Origin of the sequence: Spirochaeta cellobiosiphila DSM 17781 (assembly GCF_000426705.1) — a bacterium.
Taxonomy (GTDB): domain Bacteria; phylum Spirochaetota; class Spirochaetia; order DSM-17781; family DSM-17781; genus Spirochaeta_E; species Spirochaeta_E cellobiosiphila.
In genome coordinates this window covers 1-17,059 of record NZ_AUFW01000017.1, presented here as the reverse complement: position 1 = coordinate 17,059, position 17,059 = coordinate 1, and the positions used below count along the sequence as shown (strand labels likewise).

At 34.8% G+C, this 17,059-nt stretch carries 14 protein-coding genes; 9 read left to right on the top strand and 5 right to left on the bottom strand.

Annotated features, from left to right (window positions below):
• Both K345_RS0102865 and K345_RS0102860 read left to right on the top strand, forming a co-directional pair.
• Window positions 1-1,620 (top strand): NAD(P)H-dependent oxidoreductase, encoded by a 1,620-nt coding sequence (locus K345_RS0102865; RefSeq protein ID WP_028972893.1) that lies wholly within the window; start codon window positions 1-3, stop codon window positions 1,618-1,620.
• Window positions 1,621-1,987: 367 nt separating this feature from the next.
• Window positions 1,988-3,757, top strand: coding sequence for a hypothetical protein (locus K345_RS0102860; RefSeq protein WP_156888280.1), 1,770 nt, complete (start codon window positions 1,988-1,990; stop codon window positions 3,755-3,757).
• A gap of 185 nt (window positions 3,758-3,942) precedes the next feature.
• Here K345_RS0102860 and K345_RS0102855 read toward each other — a convergent pair whose 3' ends face one another.
• Window positions 3,943-4,677: a class I SAM-dependent methyltransferase gene (locus K345_RS0102855; protein WP_028972891.1), complete on the bottom strand. Its 735-nt coding sequence runs from the start codon at window positions 4,675-4,677 to the stop codon at window positions 3,943-3,945.
• Window positions 4,678-4,780: 103 nt separating this feature from the next.
• Between K345_RS0102855 and hcp the strand changes: the two genes are divergently transcribed.
• The 7 genes from hcp to K345_RS0102820 all read left to right on the top strand — a co-directional run bounded on the left by hcp (window position 4,781) and on the right by K345_RS0102820 (window position 11,829).
• Window positions 4,781-6,406 carry a hydroxylamine reductase gene (hcp, locus tag K345_RS0102850; protein WP_028972890.1) on the top strand — a complete coding sequence of 542 codons (1,626 nt, stop codon included), beginning with the start codon at window positions 4,781-4,783 and terminating at the stop codon, window positions 6,404-6,406.
• A gap of 143 nt (window positions 6,407-6,549) precedes the next feature.
• Window positions 6,550-7,833 carry an SH3 domain-containing protein gene (locus K345_RS0102845; RefSeq protein WP_028972889.1) on the top strand — a complete coding sequence of 428 codons (1,284 nt, stop codon included), beginning with the start codon at window positions 6,550-6,552 and terminating at the stop codon, window positions 7,831-7,833.
• 411 nt (window positions 7,834-8,244) lie between these two features.
• Window positions 8,245-8,478 carry a GNAT family N-acetyltransferase gene (locus K345_RS22760; RefSeq protein WP_083963600.1) on the top strand — a complete coding sequence of 78 codons (234 nt, stop codon included), beginning with the start codon at window positions 8,245-8,247 and terminating at the stop codon, window positions 8,476-8,478.
• Between the two features lie 428 nt (window positions 8,479-8,906).
• On the top strand, window positions 8,907-10,016 hold the full coding sequence (locus K345_RS22085; RefSeq protein ID WP_156888279.1) for an HNH endonuclease: 1,110 nt from the start codon (window positions 8,907-8,909) through the stop codon (window positions 10,014-10,016).
• Window positions 10,017-10,045: 29 nt separating this feature from the next.
• Window positions 10,046-10,534, top strand: coding sequence for a hypothetical protein (locus tag K345_RS0102830; protein ID WP_028972888.1), 489 nt, complete (start codon window positions 10,046-10,048; stop codon window positions 10,532-10,534).
• Between the two features lie 92 nt (window positions 10,535-10,626).
• Window positions 10,627-11,193: a GNAT family N-acetyltransferase gene (locus tag K345_RS0102825; protein ID WP_053228012.1), complete on the top strand. Its 567-nt coding sequence runs from the start codon at window positions 10,627-10,629 to the stop codon at window positions 11,191-11,193.
• Window positions 11,194-11,298: 105 nt separating this feature from the next.
• Window positions 11,299-11,829 (top strand): GNAT family N-acetyltransferase, encoded by a 531-nt coding sequence (locus tag K345_RS0102820; protein WP_028972886.1) that lies wholly within the window; start codon window positions 11,299-11,301, stop codon window positions 11,827-11,829.
• Between the two features lie 53 nt (window positions 11,830-11,882).
• Here K345_RS0102820 and K345_RS23420 read toward each other — a convergent pair whose 3' ends face one another.
• The 4 genes from K345_RS23420 to K345_RS19420 all read right to left on the bottom strand — a co-directional run.
• Window positions 11,883-12,107: a hypothetical protein gene (locus K345_RS23420; RefSeq protein ID WP_211227821.1), complete on the bottom strand. Its 225-nt coding sequence runs from the start codon at window positions 12,105-12,107 to the stop codon at window positions 11,883-11,885.
• Between the two features lie 24 nt (window positions 12,108-12,131).
• On the bottom strand, window positions 12,132-15,722 hold the full coding sequence (locus tag K345_RS0102815; protein ID WP_156888278.1) for a YobI family P-loop NTPase: 3,591 nt from the start codon (window positions 15,720-15,722) through the stop codon (window positions 12,132-12,134).
• Between the two features lie 142 nt (window positions 15,723-15,864).
• Window positions 15,865-16,299, bottom strand: coding sequence for a 3TM-type holin (locus tag K345_RS19425; protein ID WP_053228011.1), 435 nt, complete (start codon window positions 16,297-16,299; stop codon window positions 15,865-15,867).
• Window positions 16,300-16,538: 239 nt separating this feature from the next.
• A partial coding sequence (locus K345_RS19420) for a DNA-binding domain-containing protein (protein WP_037571063.1) occupies window positions 16,539-17,059 on the bottom strand: 521 nt, incomplete at its 5' end.

Here is a 17,059-nt window from a genome sequence, read left to right as displayed (position 1 = left end):
ATGAAATCCATTCTGGTTCTTAACGGTTCTCCCAGGGGGGAGAAGAGTAATACCCTTATACTAACAAAAGCTTTTTGTAAGGGCTTAGAGTCTTCAGGGCTTTATCGCACTGAATTTCTTAACATCAAAGATTTACAGATTAAACCCTGCCTTGGCTGCTTTCATTGTTGGACAAAAAGTCCCGGTCAATGTGTGATAAAGGATGATATGAGTTTTGTTCTTGAGAAGTACATAGCGGCTGATCTAGTGATATGGTCCTTTCCGCTTTATTACTTTGGAATGCCTTCTCCGGCAAAGGCTGTAATGGATAGGTTACTGCCTATGAACCTGCCTGATATTGTATCAGATCCTCAGGTAAGAGCGACCCATCCTTCTCGTTATGATATGTCCCATCAAAATACGATCCTCATATCCACCTGCGGATTCTATAGTAAGGATAGTAATTATGATGCTTTGTTAAAACAGTTCGAACGCTTTAGGGTCGATCAGTCTCATCCCTATACTATCTTATGTCCTGAAGGTGAACTTTTTTCTGTACCCCAATTACAAGGAAGAACTTCAGAGTATCTCCAGTCTGTTACAACAGCTGGTCAGGAATATGCCCATACAGGTACTGTCTCTCTTGAGGTTGAATCAAAATTAAATGAGCTTCTCTATCCACCGGAAGTCTTCTGTGAGATGGCTAATTCCCATTGGGTTATTAATGAACAGAGAGAAGGAGCGAAGGCGCTCCCTTTTATCAAACAGATGGCTGCTGTGTATAATCCTAAAAGTTATTATAAAGATTTGAAGATCCGAATGGATTTTACAGATGTAGAAGAATCTTATGCCTTCCATATCACCCGGACAGGCTGCGAGGTCATTAAGGCTCCCAACAGAGCAGATAAGGCTGATACGATTATCGAGACAAGCTTTACCCTGTGGAAGCAGATATCAGAAGGGAGCATTGCCGGTGCACAGGCTATGATGGATGGGGGGCTTAAGGTCCGGGGAGAGTTCGATACAATGAATCATATGGACCAGATGTTTGGCAGTGAGTCACCTCATAAAGACCTCCATCAAGAGGGATGTCAAAGCAAAAAATCTCCTTCTATGATTCTTTTACTTCTGCCCTGGTTGGCTTTGTGGATCTTTACACCTATTGAAGGTATTGCTCTATTAGGAGGGATATTAGCCATTGTCTTATCCAGTTTGATTACTTTACTGGGGCATCGTTTTGAGTTAACACCCTATGATAGGCTTACCCTGTCTGTTGCTCCCTTATTAGGTTTGATCAGTTTTTATCTGGAAGATAAATCGATATTGATAGTACTATCCTATATTGTCTTTGGCCTTTTGTGGGTAGGTTCCCTTTTTAGCAAAGTACCTTTAACGGCTTATTACTCTTCAAGATCCTATGGGGGGAGCTCTGCCTTCTCTAATCCTTTGTTTATGAAAACCAACAAGATCATTACTTCCTGGTGGGGATATTATTATATTGTCATTGGTATTGTGTCTTACTTTTTATTGGCTACAAGTATTAAACCTTACTTAGGATTGGTGACTCAGATTGGGCCTCTTGTTCTGGGTATGCTGACTATATGGTTTCAGAAATGGTATCCTGGGAAGGTGGCCCATTGAAGTCTTGTTTTAATGGGAAGGACAAACCGAAGTAAGATACTTAGTCCTATATTATCCCAAATTACATAGTTCAAAAGAGTAGTAAGTAACTCTCACAAGTAATCAAACCTCTTTAAAAAAAAAGACTTTCTTTATTATCTGAAGTCACCTACAGTAATTATGGTTTCAAATTCCGAACAGCTGAAGTTATCGGAGTAAAAGGACGTATATGAGATTCTTCCAGAAAAAAACATTTTTGCTTTTCCTTCTCCTATCTCTAACATTTATTCTCCCTTCCTGTAAGAGCGGAAGGTTATCCGTACTGGAATCAGGAAGCGATTCAATAGTTACGAGCGCTCAATTTACCTTGGAGTGGGATAAAGTGTCCATGGCTGGAAATTACTTAGTTCAGGCATCGGCTTATGCCGACTTTGCCCAGATAGAGCATCAATGGGAGACTGAGCAAAAAAGTCTGAAGTTAGGGGATGAATCTCAGGGGACAAGCTTGGTTAACGGTTTGTATTTCTTTCGGGTAAAACCTATTTTTCTGGGAATAATCTCCGGTTCCTGGTCAACTCCTGTTTCTATAGTCTATAAAGGGTCAGGACAGTCCGATGTAGAGCTCAAGGTATCTGCAGAAACATTTACTTATGAAGAGGATCTCTCCATTGAAGTTGAATGGACTCAACAGCGAAAGATTAGGGGGACTGGTTTTGTTCAAGTATCAACAGATAAAGATTTCAGTAATATTATAAGTGAGATTAATCTTGGAAAAGGTCAAAGCGGTTACTTAATCGGCCTGCTTCCGGGGGCTTACCATGTCAGAGCTCTTTTTACCTATGAAAGTTCTCAAGAACAAATAATCTCTGATACAAAGCCTCTGAGTGTGGTTTACCCGTTTCTCTGGTGGAAAGACCGACATTCCTATATTGAAAGAGGATTAGAGGTTATTGATACTGTCAGTCGGCAGACGCTTTTCTCTTTAGATGGGGATAAAGGCTGTTTTTTTACCGATGGGGAGAATCTTCCCTCTGGTGATATAGCTATTCTGGGCAAAAATATTGGCTCTCAAAGGGCGGAAAGCCGTTGGGTGATATCCATTTATAATCGACAGGGGAATATTCTAAAACAAATAAATATTCCCGAAGCCGATGAATGGGGGCGTTTAGGGCTCGCTCTTGTTGGATCTAATCTCTATTTGATCGGTGGAACAGATGAAGCCTATGCTGATGCAAAAGATATATTTCCATTGATTCTTCCTATTAATATAGAAGATGGTGTGAGTTCTGAAATTATAGACATTGGAAAGTATGGGAAAGAGAAACTTCTAGCTCCGCCCTCCAAGGTTATACCTGAAGAATCAGAATTCCCTTTTTCCCGTGAATGGGTTAGGGACATTATAAAGTCCGGTGATAAATATTATATATTCTCTGAAGGAAACTTGAGTAAAGACAAAAATGACTATTCTCAGGCCATATTCTTGACGGTTTGTGATGGGAATTTTAACATATTAGAAAAGGAAACTTATAATCCAAAAGATAACTATACGTATTATAGTGCATTAAAAATTTGGGATGTAAGTGATGATAAAGTTATTTGCTATAACACTCAGGAGCCTTCTCCGGTTGAAAGTGTTCCATACATCATGACCTTTGATCTCCAAAAAGAGACTGTCACCAATACACCCTTATTAGATGTCGGTATTACTCTAAATTTCCAAACATATAGATCCTGCATCTATAATGATGGAACGATTTTGTTGGGATATCGAGATGGGCTATATTTCTTTGAGTACGATGAGTACAGAAGTTCCTCAAAGCCTGTCTCCACCTTTTTTGTTCAAGCTCCTTCTATTAGCACTTACAATGAATGGGGACTAAATCCTGTTAGTTTCAAGATTAATGATGTTCAAGCCATATCTAATACGATCTATATGGTTAGTGGTATTTTCTATTCTGATGAGAAAAAACCCCTTGTTAATACCATCTTTATTGTAAATAGAGATGGAGATATCCTTTGGCAAAATCAGGAGCTTTATAAGAATGGGCAAGATGTTCTTCCCTTTTCTCTAGAAAGTGGTGATCGCTTGCTGGATGCTCTTGAGGTTATTCTTTCAGATGTGCCGAATTTGTACACTTTGGTGAATACAATATATTGATTAGGTGACTAGATAATGAACAGTAAACAATTTGCCGTTCTTATCCCACTATGCTCCAACAATATTATGGTGAAACAAGTGGTAGCAGATAACCTGCTTCCTCACTGTGTTTCATTTTTAGTGAGCACCTCAACTCAGATCGAAGCTCTTGTTTTAAGTGTAGTCCTATTTTGTTTCTGCTCTGCCTATTTCTTCATTACCAGCAAATGGAAGAAGTCAGAAATTACTGCCTCCCTATGATGGTAATCACGGAATATTAATGTTGATGAAAATCCCACTTCTTTGGCCATCTCTTGGATATTGTTACTTAAAAAGGGAGTATGGTCATGTCTATCTTCCAGGATCTCCCCATTTATCTTACTCTTTATAATGGTCTTAAATCCTAGTTTTGTGAGATCCTTGCTTGTTTCATATATCCTTGTAAATTCCATATTTTCTGTCTCTATTGTAGGAAAGGTGAACCCTGGAGAGAGAGAAGGATTCCTGTAATTAAGAATCTGAAGGATTAAGGTTCCTTCCTTTACCAGTGTCTTTTGAGTCGCTTTTAAAAAATCAAATAATACCGATTCATCAGGGAGGTAGACCAATGTATTCCCCAGACAAGTTATCAGATTATATTTATCTGATTCTGATCCAGACAAGAAGGAAAGCATATCCGATTGAACAAACTGGAGCTGCCCTTTTATAGATAAGGGGATTTGTTTCTTTGCTTCCGTTATCATACTCTCATCTAGATCTATTCCTGTTAGTTCTCTATTCTCCGTAGATAACTGTGTGAGAAGTTCTCCAGTGGCACAGCCTATATCCAGTATTACCTGATTGTGTTCTGGATCCAAATAGCTTTCAACAAATCTAAGCTTATCCTTGGTACAAGGAAATATATCTTTATATTCCCTGGCAAGTGTTTTATATAATTCCATAATCACTATTATAAAAATAAAAAAAGTTAATTCTGTAACATAGGTTACGGAATCGTAATGCCCCCTCTACTAGACTCAAGAAAAATAAGAAAAGGAGTCTAACATGTTTTGTTATCAATGCCAGGAAGCTGCTAAAGGAACAGGCTGTGAAATCAAGGGTGTCTGTGGTAAATCTGAAACAACAGCTAACCTACAGGATCTATTGATTTATTCCCTCAAAGGTCTATCTGGACTAGTTATCAATGCTCAAGATAAGAACGCCATAACTAAGGAAGAAAGGGTAAGTGTGGCAAAGTTCATTGCTCGAGCTTTATTCGCAACCATTACTAATGCCAATTTTGATGATGATCGTATTAAAGAGTTAATCAGGGAGACCATTGTCATTCGCAGGGAATTACTTTCAAAGGGAGCTTCATTTGAGCATGATTCTGCTAATTGGGATCTACCTGAATCTGGCTGGGCTGCCAAAGCTACAAGTATTGGAGTGAGATTAGAAAATAATGAAGACATTAGAAGCCTCAAGGAATTGATCACTTACGGTTTAAAAGGATTAGCTGCTTATACTACGCATGCAGAGGTACTAGGTTATGATGATGAGAAACTTTGGGATTTTCATCTTCAGACAATGAAAAGTTTAATATCCGAATCTGATGTGGATAAATTAATCGCTTTGACTCTTAAAACAGGAGAAGCCGCTGTCACAGCTATGGCGACTTTAGATACAGCCAATACAGAAACTTATGGAAATCCGGAAATCACAGAAGTAAATATTGGTGCGGGCTCAAGACCTGGAATATTGGTGTCAGGACATGACCTGAAGGATTTTGAACAACTACTGGAACAAAGCAAAGACTCAGGCGTCGATATATACACGCATTCAGAAATGCTTCCTGCCCATTATTATCCTAAGTTTAAAAAGTATAAACATTTTGTAGGTAACTACGGTAATGCCTGGTGGAAACAGGATTCAGAATTCGCTTCCTTTAATGGAGCCATTTTAATGACCACAAACTGTATTGTTCCTGTAAAGGATAGTTATAAAGATAGAATCTATACGACAGGTATGGCTGGTTATCCAGGTGTTGTTCATATAGAAGAAAAAGATGGTAAAAAAGATTTTACTGCCATCATTGAAAAGGCCAAGACTTGTAATCCTCCTACTAATATTGAAACCGGTTCTATTGTAGGAGGCTTTGCTCATGAACAGGTTTTTGCCTTGGCAGATAAAGTCGTTGAAGCGGTCAAATCAGGAGCTGTTAAACGTTTTATTGTCATGGGTGGTTGTGATGGACGACATAAGACTCGATCTTATTTTACAGAAGTCGCTGAAGAGCTTCCCCAAGATGCTATTATTTTGACCGCTGGTTGTGCTAAGTATCGTTATAATAAATTAAACTTAGGGGACATAAATGGTATTCCCAGAGTTTTGGATGCCGGTCAGTGTAATGACTCTTATTCTCTGGCTTTAATAGCATTGAAGCTAAAGGAAGTCTTTGAATTAGAGGATATCAATGATTTGCCCATATCCTATGATATCGCCTGGTACGAACAAAAGGCTGTTGCCGTTCTATTAGCGTTACTATCTCTTGGTGTTAAAGGAATTCGTTTAGGCCCTACACTTCCTGCCTTTCTTTCTCCTAATGTTGTTAAAGTCCTTGTTGAGAATTTTGACATCAAGCCTACTGGTGACGTTGGGACAGACGTTGAAGCTATGATGGCCGGAAGGTAATATTTTATCTTGAACAGGGTGGGGGCGTTCCCCTGCCTTGTGTGACAAGGGCGTATCTGGTGAAGTTACATTTGATCTATATCCTTGGATGAAGTAGTATCAAAAGAGAAATATTTTTAACTTACTTTTGAACAAGGAAAAATATGAATTATAAAAAGACTATAACTATTTTGATAATGCTCCTTTTTGTGATTTATAACTCAGTAGCCAATGGTATAGATATTTATTATGGTACTTGTAATGATGAACGTGTTAGGTTGCGATCAGAACCAAGTCTTGATTCCTCTATATTTGGGTTATTGAACAAAGAAGATCCCTTTATCATTTTTAGTCGTAGCCCTGAAAAGAGTAGCATTCAAAACTTATCCGGATATTGGTTATATATTGAAACGGAGGAGCAGAGAGGTTGGATTTATTCTCCCTTTGTTTCAACGATTATTCCTATCTCTGATTTACCCCTTTACTCATCTATTAACTTAGATACTATCGATATCATAAATATTAATATTAATGGTATTAAAGTTTCTGTAAGTAGGACATTGAAAGGTGACATTAGCTTCTATGAATTGGTTGCTTTTTATAGGGATATTTGTGGTGTCTATACATCACTGGAAAATAGTTATAGGGACGATATCTTTCATTTCAAACGAAAAGCCTCATATTCGTGGGGAGAAGATTATAATCCCACTTTTTACTTCTCAGCAGACTTTGAACAAGATTGGAAAAGACAAGAGTCTCTATCAATGAGGGAGACCTATGAAGGGATGGGTTTAACTACCATTAATAAGACGGATTATGGTTATTTATTGAATTCTAATTATGAAGTACCAGGAGTTGATCCTGTTGTTTACTTCAACGTCAAGATCATCACCTATCCTAACAGTGTGATCCAAGTTAAAGGGTATGATTTTAGTGATGAAAAATATAAAAGACTTAGTGGGCCTCTTAATTATCAGGAGGTCTATAAAGAACAAAGACGAACTCATCAGCAAATTGTGCAAAGTCAAATCGATGATTATCTCATTGATGATAAATCAAAAAATAATTTGATAAGTGCTGTTAATAAAGTCTACAAAGAAATCAAATCCAATCAACCACGTTATGAAGGTAAGTATTCTTCCGTAGAAGTAGGAGAGTTATATCAAGTTTTGCTTAGTCATGATGATACAAAAATAGGACAGGGGCGTAAGGCTATACAAGAAGCGTTTGGTTATTCTGATAGTCCGTATTCCATAAGAGAGCCAGAGGAATACTATGTTAATAGCTTCGAACGTTGTACTCCTAATGAAATTGAAAATCGTTTTGGCAAAGATTGTGCTCTTGTTGAGGTGAAGCACTCAGATGCTTCTTGGGTGTTGTTTGTTTTTAGGAAGAAGGGACGACAGTATGAGTTGTTGGCTGTTGTGATGGATGTGTATTTAATATAGGGATCTAAAAGGTAAGACCGAGAACAAATAAAGAAGAAAATCAATAATAATTGGGAAAAGGGCTAATGAGCAGAGTTCTGATATTGCGTCATTCCCAGAGCTGAAAAGTGTCGGATATAATATATTCTATAACTATTGATGAATTGAAGAAAGTTCAATTGAAACTCTTTCAAAAGAATTAACACGGTAATTAGAATTAGTAGGAATAATAACTGTTAATTATCCCAAAGGAAAACCTGATTGTAATGCCCATTCTTTCGCATTTGAATAAGTCCTAATTGAAGCTTATGAATTAAAAAGTAAGACTGTGTTTATTTTAAATAGTGCCTTAACAAAAATCCCAACAACAATCTTTTTAATCCTTCTGGATCGATAAAGTCGATTAGTATTGCTTAAAAAAGTTTTACAAAAATATTAGATCATTGGAACATTCATGGTTTTGGCCAATGGAAAATAGTCACTAAAGGAGCTGACATTATTGGTATTGGTGGATTAAGTTATAAAATGTTTGGAAATGAAGAAAAATTAAATTTAGGTTACCGTATCGATGAAAAGTTTTGGGGTAAAGGATATGCTACAAAAATTGCACATTTTGCAATCCACTATGGAGTCTCGATTCTGAATAAAAAGAGATTTATGGATTAGTAAGACCGGACCACAAAGCATTGATTTATGGTAAAAGTTGGAGAACTAGATGATGTTCCTGGTCAGGAGAATAGCTTCGTTTTCATTTATAGAAAATAAAGATCTAGATGTCTGATTTTAATGGTGGATACTTCTCTTATTCGTAGCCCACTACCATAAAGAATTCTCTCCAACAATGAAAGTATTTCTTTTCTGGATTATGATATCAGGTAGGCGTTTACAAAGAACTGGGATTAAAAGATTTCCCAATTTTCGAAAAATGGGACTAGCGTATGTTACAGCCTGTGCCTACATTGAGGAGTGTACAAAGAAAGGCTTTGTCCCTGTCTTGTTTTGTTAAAGTGATAAATAAGTATCAATTAAATTAGCTGAAAAATTGTATACTTAATAAAAGCCTCTCATTCTATTTATTTTGCTAAGGTTGGTGTTTGAAAAAGAGGTATACTTCGACATCCATAGCTCAATATTGGTTTGCCCAATGGTGCTTATGGTCTATAATAGAAAATAGACATTTCAGTACTCCACCTATTCCAGAAACGTTAGGTGTAATTTTTAATAAGGTTTATATGTTACCAGAATTAGAATATAATCAATCCGTATTTATTGAAATAACAAACCCTATTCATGGTGGTCCTGGATGGGATTTTGGCACTTGCTTATGGAGCCCTGTACAGGATAAAGGTGGCCGTAATCGATGGCAAATTCTAGGAGATGTTAAACAAAATGATTTTGTTATACATTTATTAAAAGATCCGGACTATAAATGGGTGGGAATTTCAAAAGTTGAGTCAAAAGTAAAATCTCTTAAATCTTCACCGCCAAACCCAACAGACTGGGCTGACATGGCACCGTATCAAAGAATTGATTTATATCAATATAACCCTTTATCTGAATCAGCTTATGTGAATAATATATTTAATTCATATACTGAAAGATTAGTAGAAGAGTATAAAAAAGATAAAAGTCAGTTCTATACTCTTTATGGGGAAGAAAAAGAGTTAAGAATTCAGCAACGTTATCTAGCACCATGTAATAATGAAATCTACGCTATATTTAATGAGGTTTCTAAGTCTATTAGTTTTTCACCTTCATTTTCTGAAAATATTATTCATGTCCCTACAGTAAATGAACCATCGTATGCAGACTATAGTGCTCCTTCTCGCAAAGATGTTAATGTTTCTAGAATTATAAGAGATACAAAATTATCACGTAAAGTAAAAGAAACTTACAATTGGAAATGTCAAATATGTGGTATGCAAATAGTATTACCTACTTATGATTTTTATGCTGAAGCACATCACTTGATACCTCTTGGAGGCAATTATAATGGACCTGATGTTCTCGGTAATTTAATAATTTTATGTCCAAATCATCATACAGAATTTGACTATGGATCAATTGCTATAAATCCTAAAACTATGTTGATAGAACATACTGATAAAAGAAATATATTTCATAACAAAAACTTAAATTATTCACGTAAAGATCTAGATCTTTCAAGTCTCAAGTATCACTATGAAAATATATTCAAAAAATAAAACCAATAATCTAATAAAGGCTAAGCTAAATGATTGATGAAGAAAAATTAATCCCAGAGTTAAAAAGCTGGAAAAAAGAAAATGGTGATGACTTTGATATTTCTGATTGGACAAGATGTGAAGGAAATATCCAGTTAGCAATAGGATATTCGTTTATGTTCTGGCCTAATTTTATAGAACATGAGGGTTGTGTATTTATAGAATCACGTTTTTCAGTAGATAGTTTTGAAACTTGGAAAAAAATAGAATCTATTGAATATTATTCACAAATTGAAAGCGTTCTTAACCACTTTCATATATTGGATTTATTTGTCTGGGAACAACAAAATGAAAGCAGTAAGAATCAAGTCTTATATTTAGGAAAGAAGCTGTTGGAAATTTACAAAACGAAATTAAAAGCAGATTTTCCAAACTATTTGTTTGATATTTCCTTTAATGATAATATCGAAACAAATGAATTAATTGATTATCAGCTCGTATTCCATCGCATTGAAAATGAACAACGTAAGATCAGATAAAAAGTGTTTGAGGATTCCATGCTAGAGGGTTCAGCACTTAAGATAATTTGTTTAAACTACTATCATAACATGTTGTACATAAGTAATTATATATGAGTGAAAATAAAACCATATATGATCAAAAACTCTCGAAGATAAAATCACTAGATACTCAACGATTAACACTTCGGTGGTTTGAATTATCTGATATTAAAGATGTTTTTGAATATGCTTCCCATGAAGAAGTCGTTACATATTTAACATGGCCTCCTCATTCTGATATTGAATACACAAAAAAAAGGTTTCCCGATTTGTTTCTTCATAAACCAGGAATGTTTGCGATTGAATTAAAATTACAGAAGAAATGCATAGGATGTATAGAATTAAGAATTGATGCTCCAAATGATAAGGGCTCATTTGGATATGTTTTAAATCAAAATTATTGGAATAAAGGATATATGACCGAAGCCTTGGCCAGAATTATCGATGCTTCATTTACTGATCTAGAATTAAATAGAGTAGAAGCTATACATTATGTTGGAAACGAAAAATCTGGAAAAGTTATGAAAAAGGTTGGAATGAAAAAAGAAGGTGTGGCATTGAAAGAAGTAAAAATAAAAGGTGAATATAGGGATGTCGTTCATTTTGGGCTACTTAAAGAGCATTGGATAAAATTATAGTAGACGGAGTTATAGTCTGCATAATTTATCTAGTGAAGAATTTAAAGAGTTAACGATAATTTGTAATCAATTTTAATATCAATTGTAATTTTGTCGGAGATCCTTGTGAAAAGAATAATCGAAACGAAAAGACTTTATCTTAGAGAATTAATTAAAAGTGATAAAGAAGAGTTATCTAAAATACTAACTGATCCAGAGTCAATGAAATTTTATCCTACAACATTCAATGATAAAAAAGTTGAGGATTGGATAAAATGGAATATAGATAATTACAAAAAATACAGGCACGGACTCTGGGCTGTTATTTTAAAGGAAGGAAATATTTTTCTTGGAGATTGCGGAATAACCATACAAGACATAGAAGGTGAACCATTACCTGAACTCGGATATCATATCAAAAAGGAATATTGTAATAAAGGATTCGCCACAGAAGCAGCAATAGCTTGTATGGAATATGCATTTAAGATCTTTGATTATCCTGTAGTATATACATATACAAAATATGATAATAAACCTTCACTACGGGTTGCTGAAAAAAATGGAATGAAATTTGTGAGATATTTTGATAAAGAAGTAATGGGTGAAAATGTTAGGGAAGTACTCTATTGCAAACACCGAGTAACCAGTATATTTTAATATTGAAGCAGAAAAGTGATAATTACTACTCTCAATTTTTGGATGGATTCCGTTTAAAGTTTGTCTTTGAATGGGGTTGTCCTGCAGGTAATCATCACAGAAAGAACTCCTGACGAGGTATATTTTTCAGAAAAGCATTGAGATAAAGATGAACAGGCTCGTTTTAGTTTGTTTCTCGCTTCACTACTTAATTCCCTAAAAAAACTTGATAACATAAAATTATTCAATGTTGCATTACCATACACCACATCATTCATTTTAAAACTATTTTCTTTCATCTCTGTTTTCGCTCTCTTATTATCTTAACCCTTTTCAGGATTTAAAACTCTTAGTTCTCTAACGTCTTTTTTAACCTCTTCGTCATATTTCTTTATTAAACCTTTGGCCATCAAAATGTCTAGAAGTCTTCTATTTGACTCTGAGAAAGTTATAGTTGGACGTCTGTGGTCTCTCAAACCTATCTTCTCATATTCTGATCCGAGATTATGAAAACACTCCAAAAAATCACTAGGATTTATATTATCTTCCTGAATTATTAGCAACTCTATACGTTTATCTCGATCCGAAATTCCTTCCCATAATCTATTAAAACTATATATAATACCATCATATCTAAGCTTCAAGATAGTATCCAGCACATAGTCAAAATCATTCTCGTCAATTAGAGTCTCAATGGTATTTTCAAACATCGTAACTTTATATGTTGTATCGATCTTATCGTCGTTTATATACAATCTGACAACATCACTATCAATATCTATCTTGTCTATATTTTTTATGTACTTATTTAAGTATAATATGACTAGAGTTTTATCATCATGATCAGCAAGTTCTTTATAGTTCTCTTGCGAGAGAGAAATCAAATCATTTTCCAAGAGAAAACTAAATTTATTACTATTTACAGAACTCCATTCGATATCAAATTCTCTACCAAAAGCAATAATCTCTGATTTAAATATTTCAAAACTGAAGTCTTCATTCGTAATTACTTCAATAAATACCTTTTCTATAGTTTCCAAATATGGCGACTCATTTTCTTCTGACTGTATACTTTTACAGAATATGCTTGACGCTTCAACATTCTTTAATTGATCTATTACTTTATTTTCGATATCTCCTGATAAAATTAGTTTATGTATATTGCCTATTGTAGGATTAATAGAATTAACCCGTATTAAATCAAGATAATATTCACTTGAAATATCACCAATATCTGTAAAGTAATATTTTGGAAGTCGATTGATTATTTCTTTTATACTTTCTTCATTTTCCTTATCCTGATCTAATACTTCAATAAGAAAATGTAAATATTTCTCGTCCTCGTTAATATTATTTTTTTCTAATAAGATCCCAACAATGATTTCAATATTTTCCTTATAGCAATCTATTAACCTCTGATCATTAGTTCTAAATATGGAAGTAATAATATCATTTCTCTTTATATTTATTTCAGACTGTTCTAACACAGCTAAAAACAAACAGATCATTGATCTATTAAGTTCAAATAGCTTGCAATCTAAAATCCATTCCACATTATTTTTACTAGTAGTATCACTAACAGACTTGAATATTATATTATTTCTTTCAAAGAAGTCTTTAATAGACTCTAACTTATCCGTTTTTCTAAAATGATCTAATAGATTTAAATCTACTTTTTGTCCTATCCATGTTCTTATTGATTCAATATTTTCATCAAAAATCTTTATATCATCAGATAAATCGGAACAGAATATGATTAAATCATAGATTACTTCCTCTTGAGTATGTTCATAATATTCTATTAAATCATGCGAAAATTGAGAATAATTCAATAATAACCATGTAAAAGATTTTTCTCGTATATCTTTAGTTGTTAAAAAAAATGAAAATAGCTCATCGCATTTATGATTTACAATTTGCTCTAATATTAACTCACTTTTTTCCTTGTTATGCTCTAAAGTGTGATCATATAGTTTTTTATTAATAATTGACTTTTGTCGCCATTCATATGGATTTATTCTTTGGTAGACATTATTAATGTTATCAATATTATAGTCTGAGGACAAAGGCTCCCCACTCTTTACAGCTATTAAAAAGTCTCTATCTCTCTGTGTGATGGCACCTTCATGATAATGAGAAATATAGAACCTGTAATTTTCATCAATGTATCCATTCTTAATTAGGTATATCGCTAGATCCAAATTATATTTCATAGAGTCTTCTAGATCCTTATACTTCTTCCGTAAAGCATCTATATCATTACTTATAATATCTTTTAATGCTGATGATCTTAGATTAGCTCTTTTGGACTTTAAAACTTCAATCTCTTTCTTCGCTTTTAATATTTTACTTTTAGAATCTATTATTCTTTTACGATCTTCATATTCCTTCTTCAAATCCCGCATATTTATTTGATGAAGATTGGATAGGTCAGAGAATATGTTATTAAAATTGCTTTCATCATGAATAGAGCTGAAATAATTTCGAATATTAAAGATACGTCCATATTCATCAGCTATTTTAAATAGAATAATACGTCTTAAGTCCTCAACATCCTCTAAATGCTCCTTTTCTAGTGGCTCCAGCTTTTGTTGTATTTTTCTGATATTCTCATCAAGATCTGAAATCTTCCTATTTAAGTATCCTTCTTTAAAGCTATGAAAGACATCATATAACGTACCCATATTTCTATGCAAATCATCAAAATCCTGTGGAAAGAAATTCTTGTATACAACTATGGCAAATATCTTCTTAACATCAAGATCAGGGGATTTTTTCTTGGTGTCCTCCTTGAGGTCTTCATTTCGTCTTAATTTAGTATAATAGATAAAATAGTCATTCATTATTGTGAAAATTGTTCTCGCATCCGTCACATACATACAAATATCTTCTAGGTAGTTTTGATTACAAGTTTGAAATAAATCGTTATCTACCTTTTCTCTATACTCCTTAACTAGGAAATCGTATGAGCTAGTAGGATTGATAATTGGAATTATGGGAATCATAAAATCAAAAAATTTTGTTCGCTCCTCACCATCTAGATAATCATCCTTTACAGCATATAGGAAGATTATTTTGCGCTGAATCTCTTTAGAGTTATTGAGTAAAAGATTCATCTCCCGTAGCTTTAGCATTAAGCTTATGCCACCTTCTTCCTTCAACCTATCTACATCCTCAATAATTACATAACTATATTTTTTATTTTCCCTAAAAAAATTTATTATCCGATCCATATTTTGATCTATAACGGATATCTCTTCAGTTCTTCTAATTTCTATTTCCCCCACTGGAGTATTTACTTTTGAGATTAATCTAAAGCTTCTTTTGCCTAGTAGTAGTAGAACATTGATAATATAGGCGAGAAATAAATATCCTGGTATTTGAAGAAGATCAATCAGCCAATCAGGTAGAACTACATCAAACAATTGGCTAGGGTAGAGAGAATAGCAAGTAGTTAAGAAGTTCCAATAATCATGAAAAGGTAAATAGGATAAGAATAAAAAAGGTATTGATATTCGAAAGAGCTTTATACTCCATGCTTGTTTGAACTCTAATTTAAATATTTGCTTTGATTCTTCACTTGTCTCCACTTTTTCTTTATAGAGGAGTTGTTGTAGAATATTGTACTGTATATCTCCCTTAGATCTCCTATCATTTTCTGTGCCAAAGTAAGCAACTGAAACTTCAATAGGCTCATCCTCTCCCTTCTTCTCATACTTTTTAAAGTACGATCGTAAAAAAGTACTCTTACCCGATCCATAAGGACCTGTTATTCCTATATTGAGTACATTATCTGCATTTATTGCATCGCTAAGAACAGAGAACAACGGATCCTCATCTTCGTTTATAGCAGGGGCTGTATATTTATATATTGCTGTTTTCTTCTCTTCCTCTGTATTTTTTTTCTTAACCACTTTTTCCTCTCTAATTTTAAAATATATAATCTTAATTATAGAGGTGTTAGGAGTCTTACATAAAGTACTTTTTCTACACAAAAAAATCCCCCCATCCAAAGACAGGGGGACAAAATATTCTTAGATAATTCCTTTCGGTTATTTACTTCCTATCCCTAACCCCCTTCAAATTCAAAGCAATCTTCTCACCACTACGTCCCACAACATAACCGCCAACCCCAATGGATAGAAGGTTAAACAATTCCGGTGGCATTTCCATTTTCGGAGCCTTCCCTAATACCAGACTCAGATAAGGAAGTAACACATAGTTATTCCCTATAATGGCAATGATCACCATCATCAAACAGGGACGCCAATTCCTCTGTATCCAACTCTGCCCTTGAGCTTCAGCTACAAGCACATCCCTCTGAGCCTTTAAGACTTCAGCCTCATAACTAAGCATCTGGGACTGGATACCCATCTTAATGGATTCCAACTTATTCTGAAGAGTCAGCTTCTCCTCTCCCGAAGTATGTATATCATCTATTAGGTCACAGGCCGGTTGGAACAAGCCACCTATCGCGTCTAACACATTCATAATGAGTCTCCTTATTGTCAATTTCTCGTGCTCAAAACAAGGATTTTGCCTACTAGGTTTTGCCCGTTTGCTTACTTAGTTTCATTCCTTTGCCTGTTAGGTTTTGACCATTTGCTTACTAGCTTTGGTCAAAACTCAGTAAGCAAAATCACCATTTCCTCCTAGGCAAAATCTGATGTTTGAGCCTTAAAAAATCCCGAAAGCCTATAGCCTTCGGGATGGATCTAGTAAGTTACGCTCTAGCTGATACTCATCATCGTTTTATAGGTACCACGGAGCGCTCCGTCTCCTGTTCCCACAACTACGATCATGGTGTATTCCCCGGCTTCCAAAGTATCAGGTAACTGACAGAGAATACTGGAAGGAGTGATCTTAAGAAGATGTACCCCTCCGACAGATTCTCCAGAGAAGTCACTAACTAAAAGGATTTCCAGTTCTTCATCTAAGGTGAAGTTCTTACCCTTTACTTCGATGATGCCCCCAATAGGATAGTGGGGACCATAAGTTCCATAGCGGATGTCATAGACCAAGCTCACCTTGGGAACCTTCTGACCAGGGTCGACCTTGCTGACTCCCGCTTTGGAGACAATGTCCTTTCTAAGCTTAGCCGAGGCCGTAAAGTTAGGCTTTACATAATGTACATTGCTATCATAATCAGTGGAGTCTGTAGCAAATCCCCCTTTGATACTTACACTGGCTTGGAACAAATCCGTAATGATTCTGTTCCCTGATAATAATTCATCCCTCACCACTTCAGTTA

Coding starts and splice junctions, on each gene's coding strand:
- K345_RS0102865 (WP_028972893.1), top strand. CDS start 1: ATGAAATCCATTCTGGTTCTTAACGGTTCTCCCAGGGGGGAGAAGAGT.
- K345_RS0102860 (WP_156888280.1), top strand. CDS start 1,988: ATGGCTGGAAATTACTTAGTTCAGGCATCGGCTTATGCCGACTTTGCC.
- K345_RS0102855 (WP_028972891.1), bottom strand. CDS start 4,677: ATGGAATTATATAAAACACTTGCCAGGGAATATAAAGATATATTTCCT.
- hcp (WP_028972890.1), top strand. CDS start 4,781: ATGTTTTGTTATCAATGCCAGGAAGCTGCTAAAGGAACAGGCTGTGAA.
- K345_RS0102845 (WP_028972889.1), top strand. CDS start 6,550: ATGAATTATAAAAAGACTATAACTATTTTGATAATGCTCCTTTTTGTG.
- K345_RS0102830 (WP_028972888.1), top strand. CDS start 10,046: ATGATTGATGAAGAAAAATTAATCCCAGAGTTAAAAAGCTGGAAAAAA.
- K345_RS0102825 (WP_053228012.1), top strand. CDS start 10,627: ATGAGTGAAAATAAAACCATATATGATCAAAAACTCTCGAAGATAAAA.
- K345_RS23420 (WP_211227821.1), bottom strand. CDS start 12,107: ATGAAAGAAAATAGTTTTAAAATGAATGATGTGGTGTATGGTAATGCA.
- K345_RS19425 (WP_053228011.1), bottom strand. CDS start 16,299: ATGAATGTGTTAGACGCGATAGGTGGCTTGTTCCAACCGGCCTGTGAC.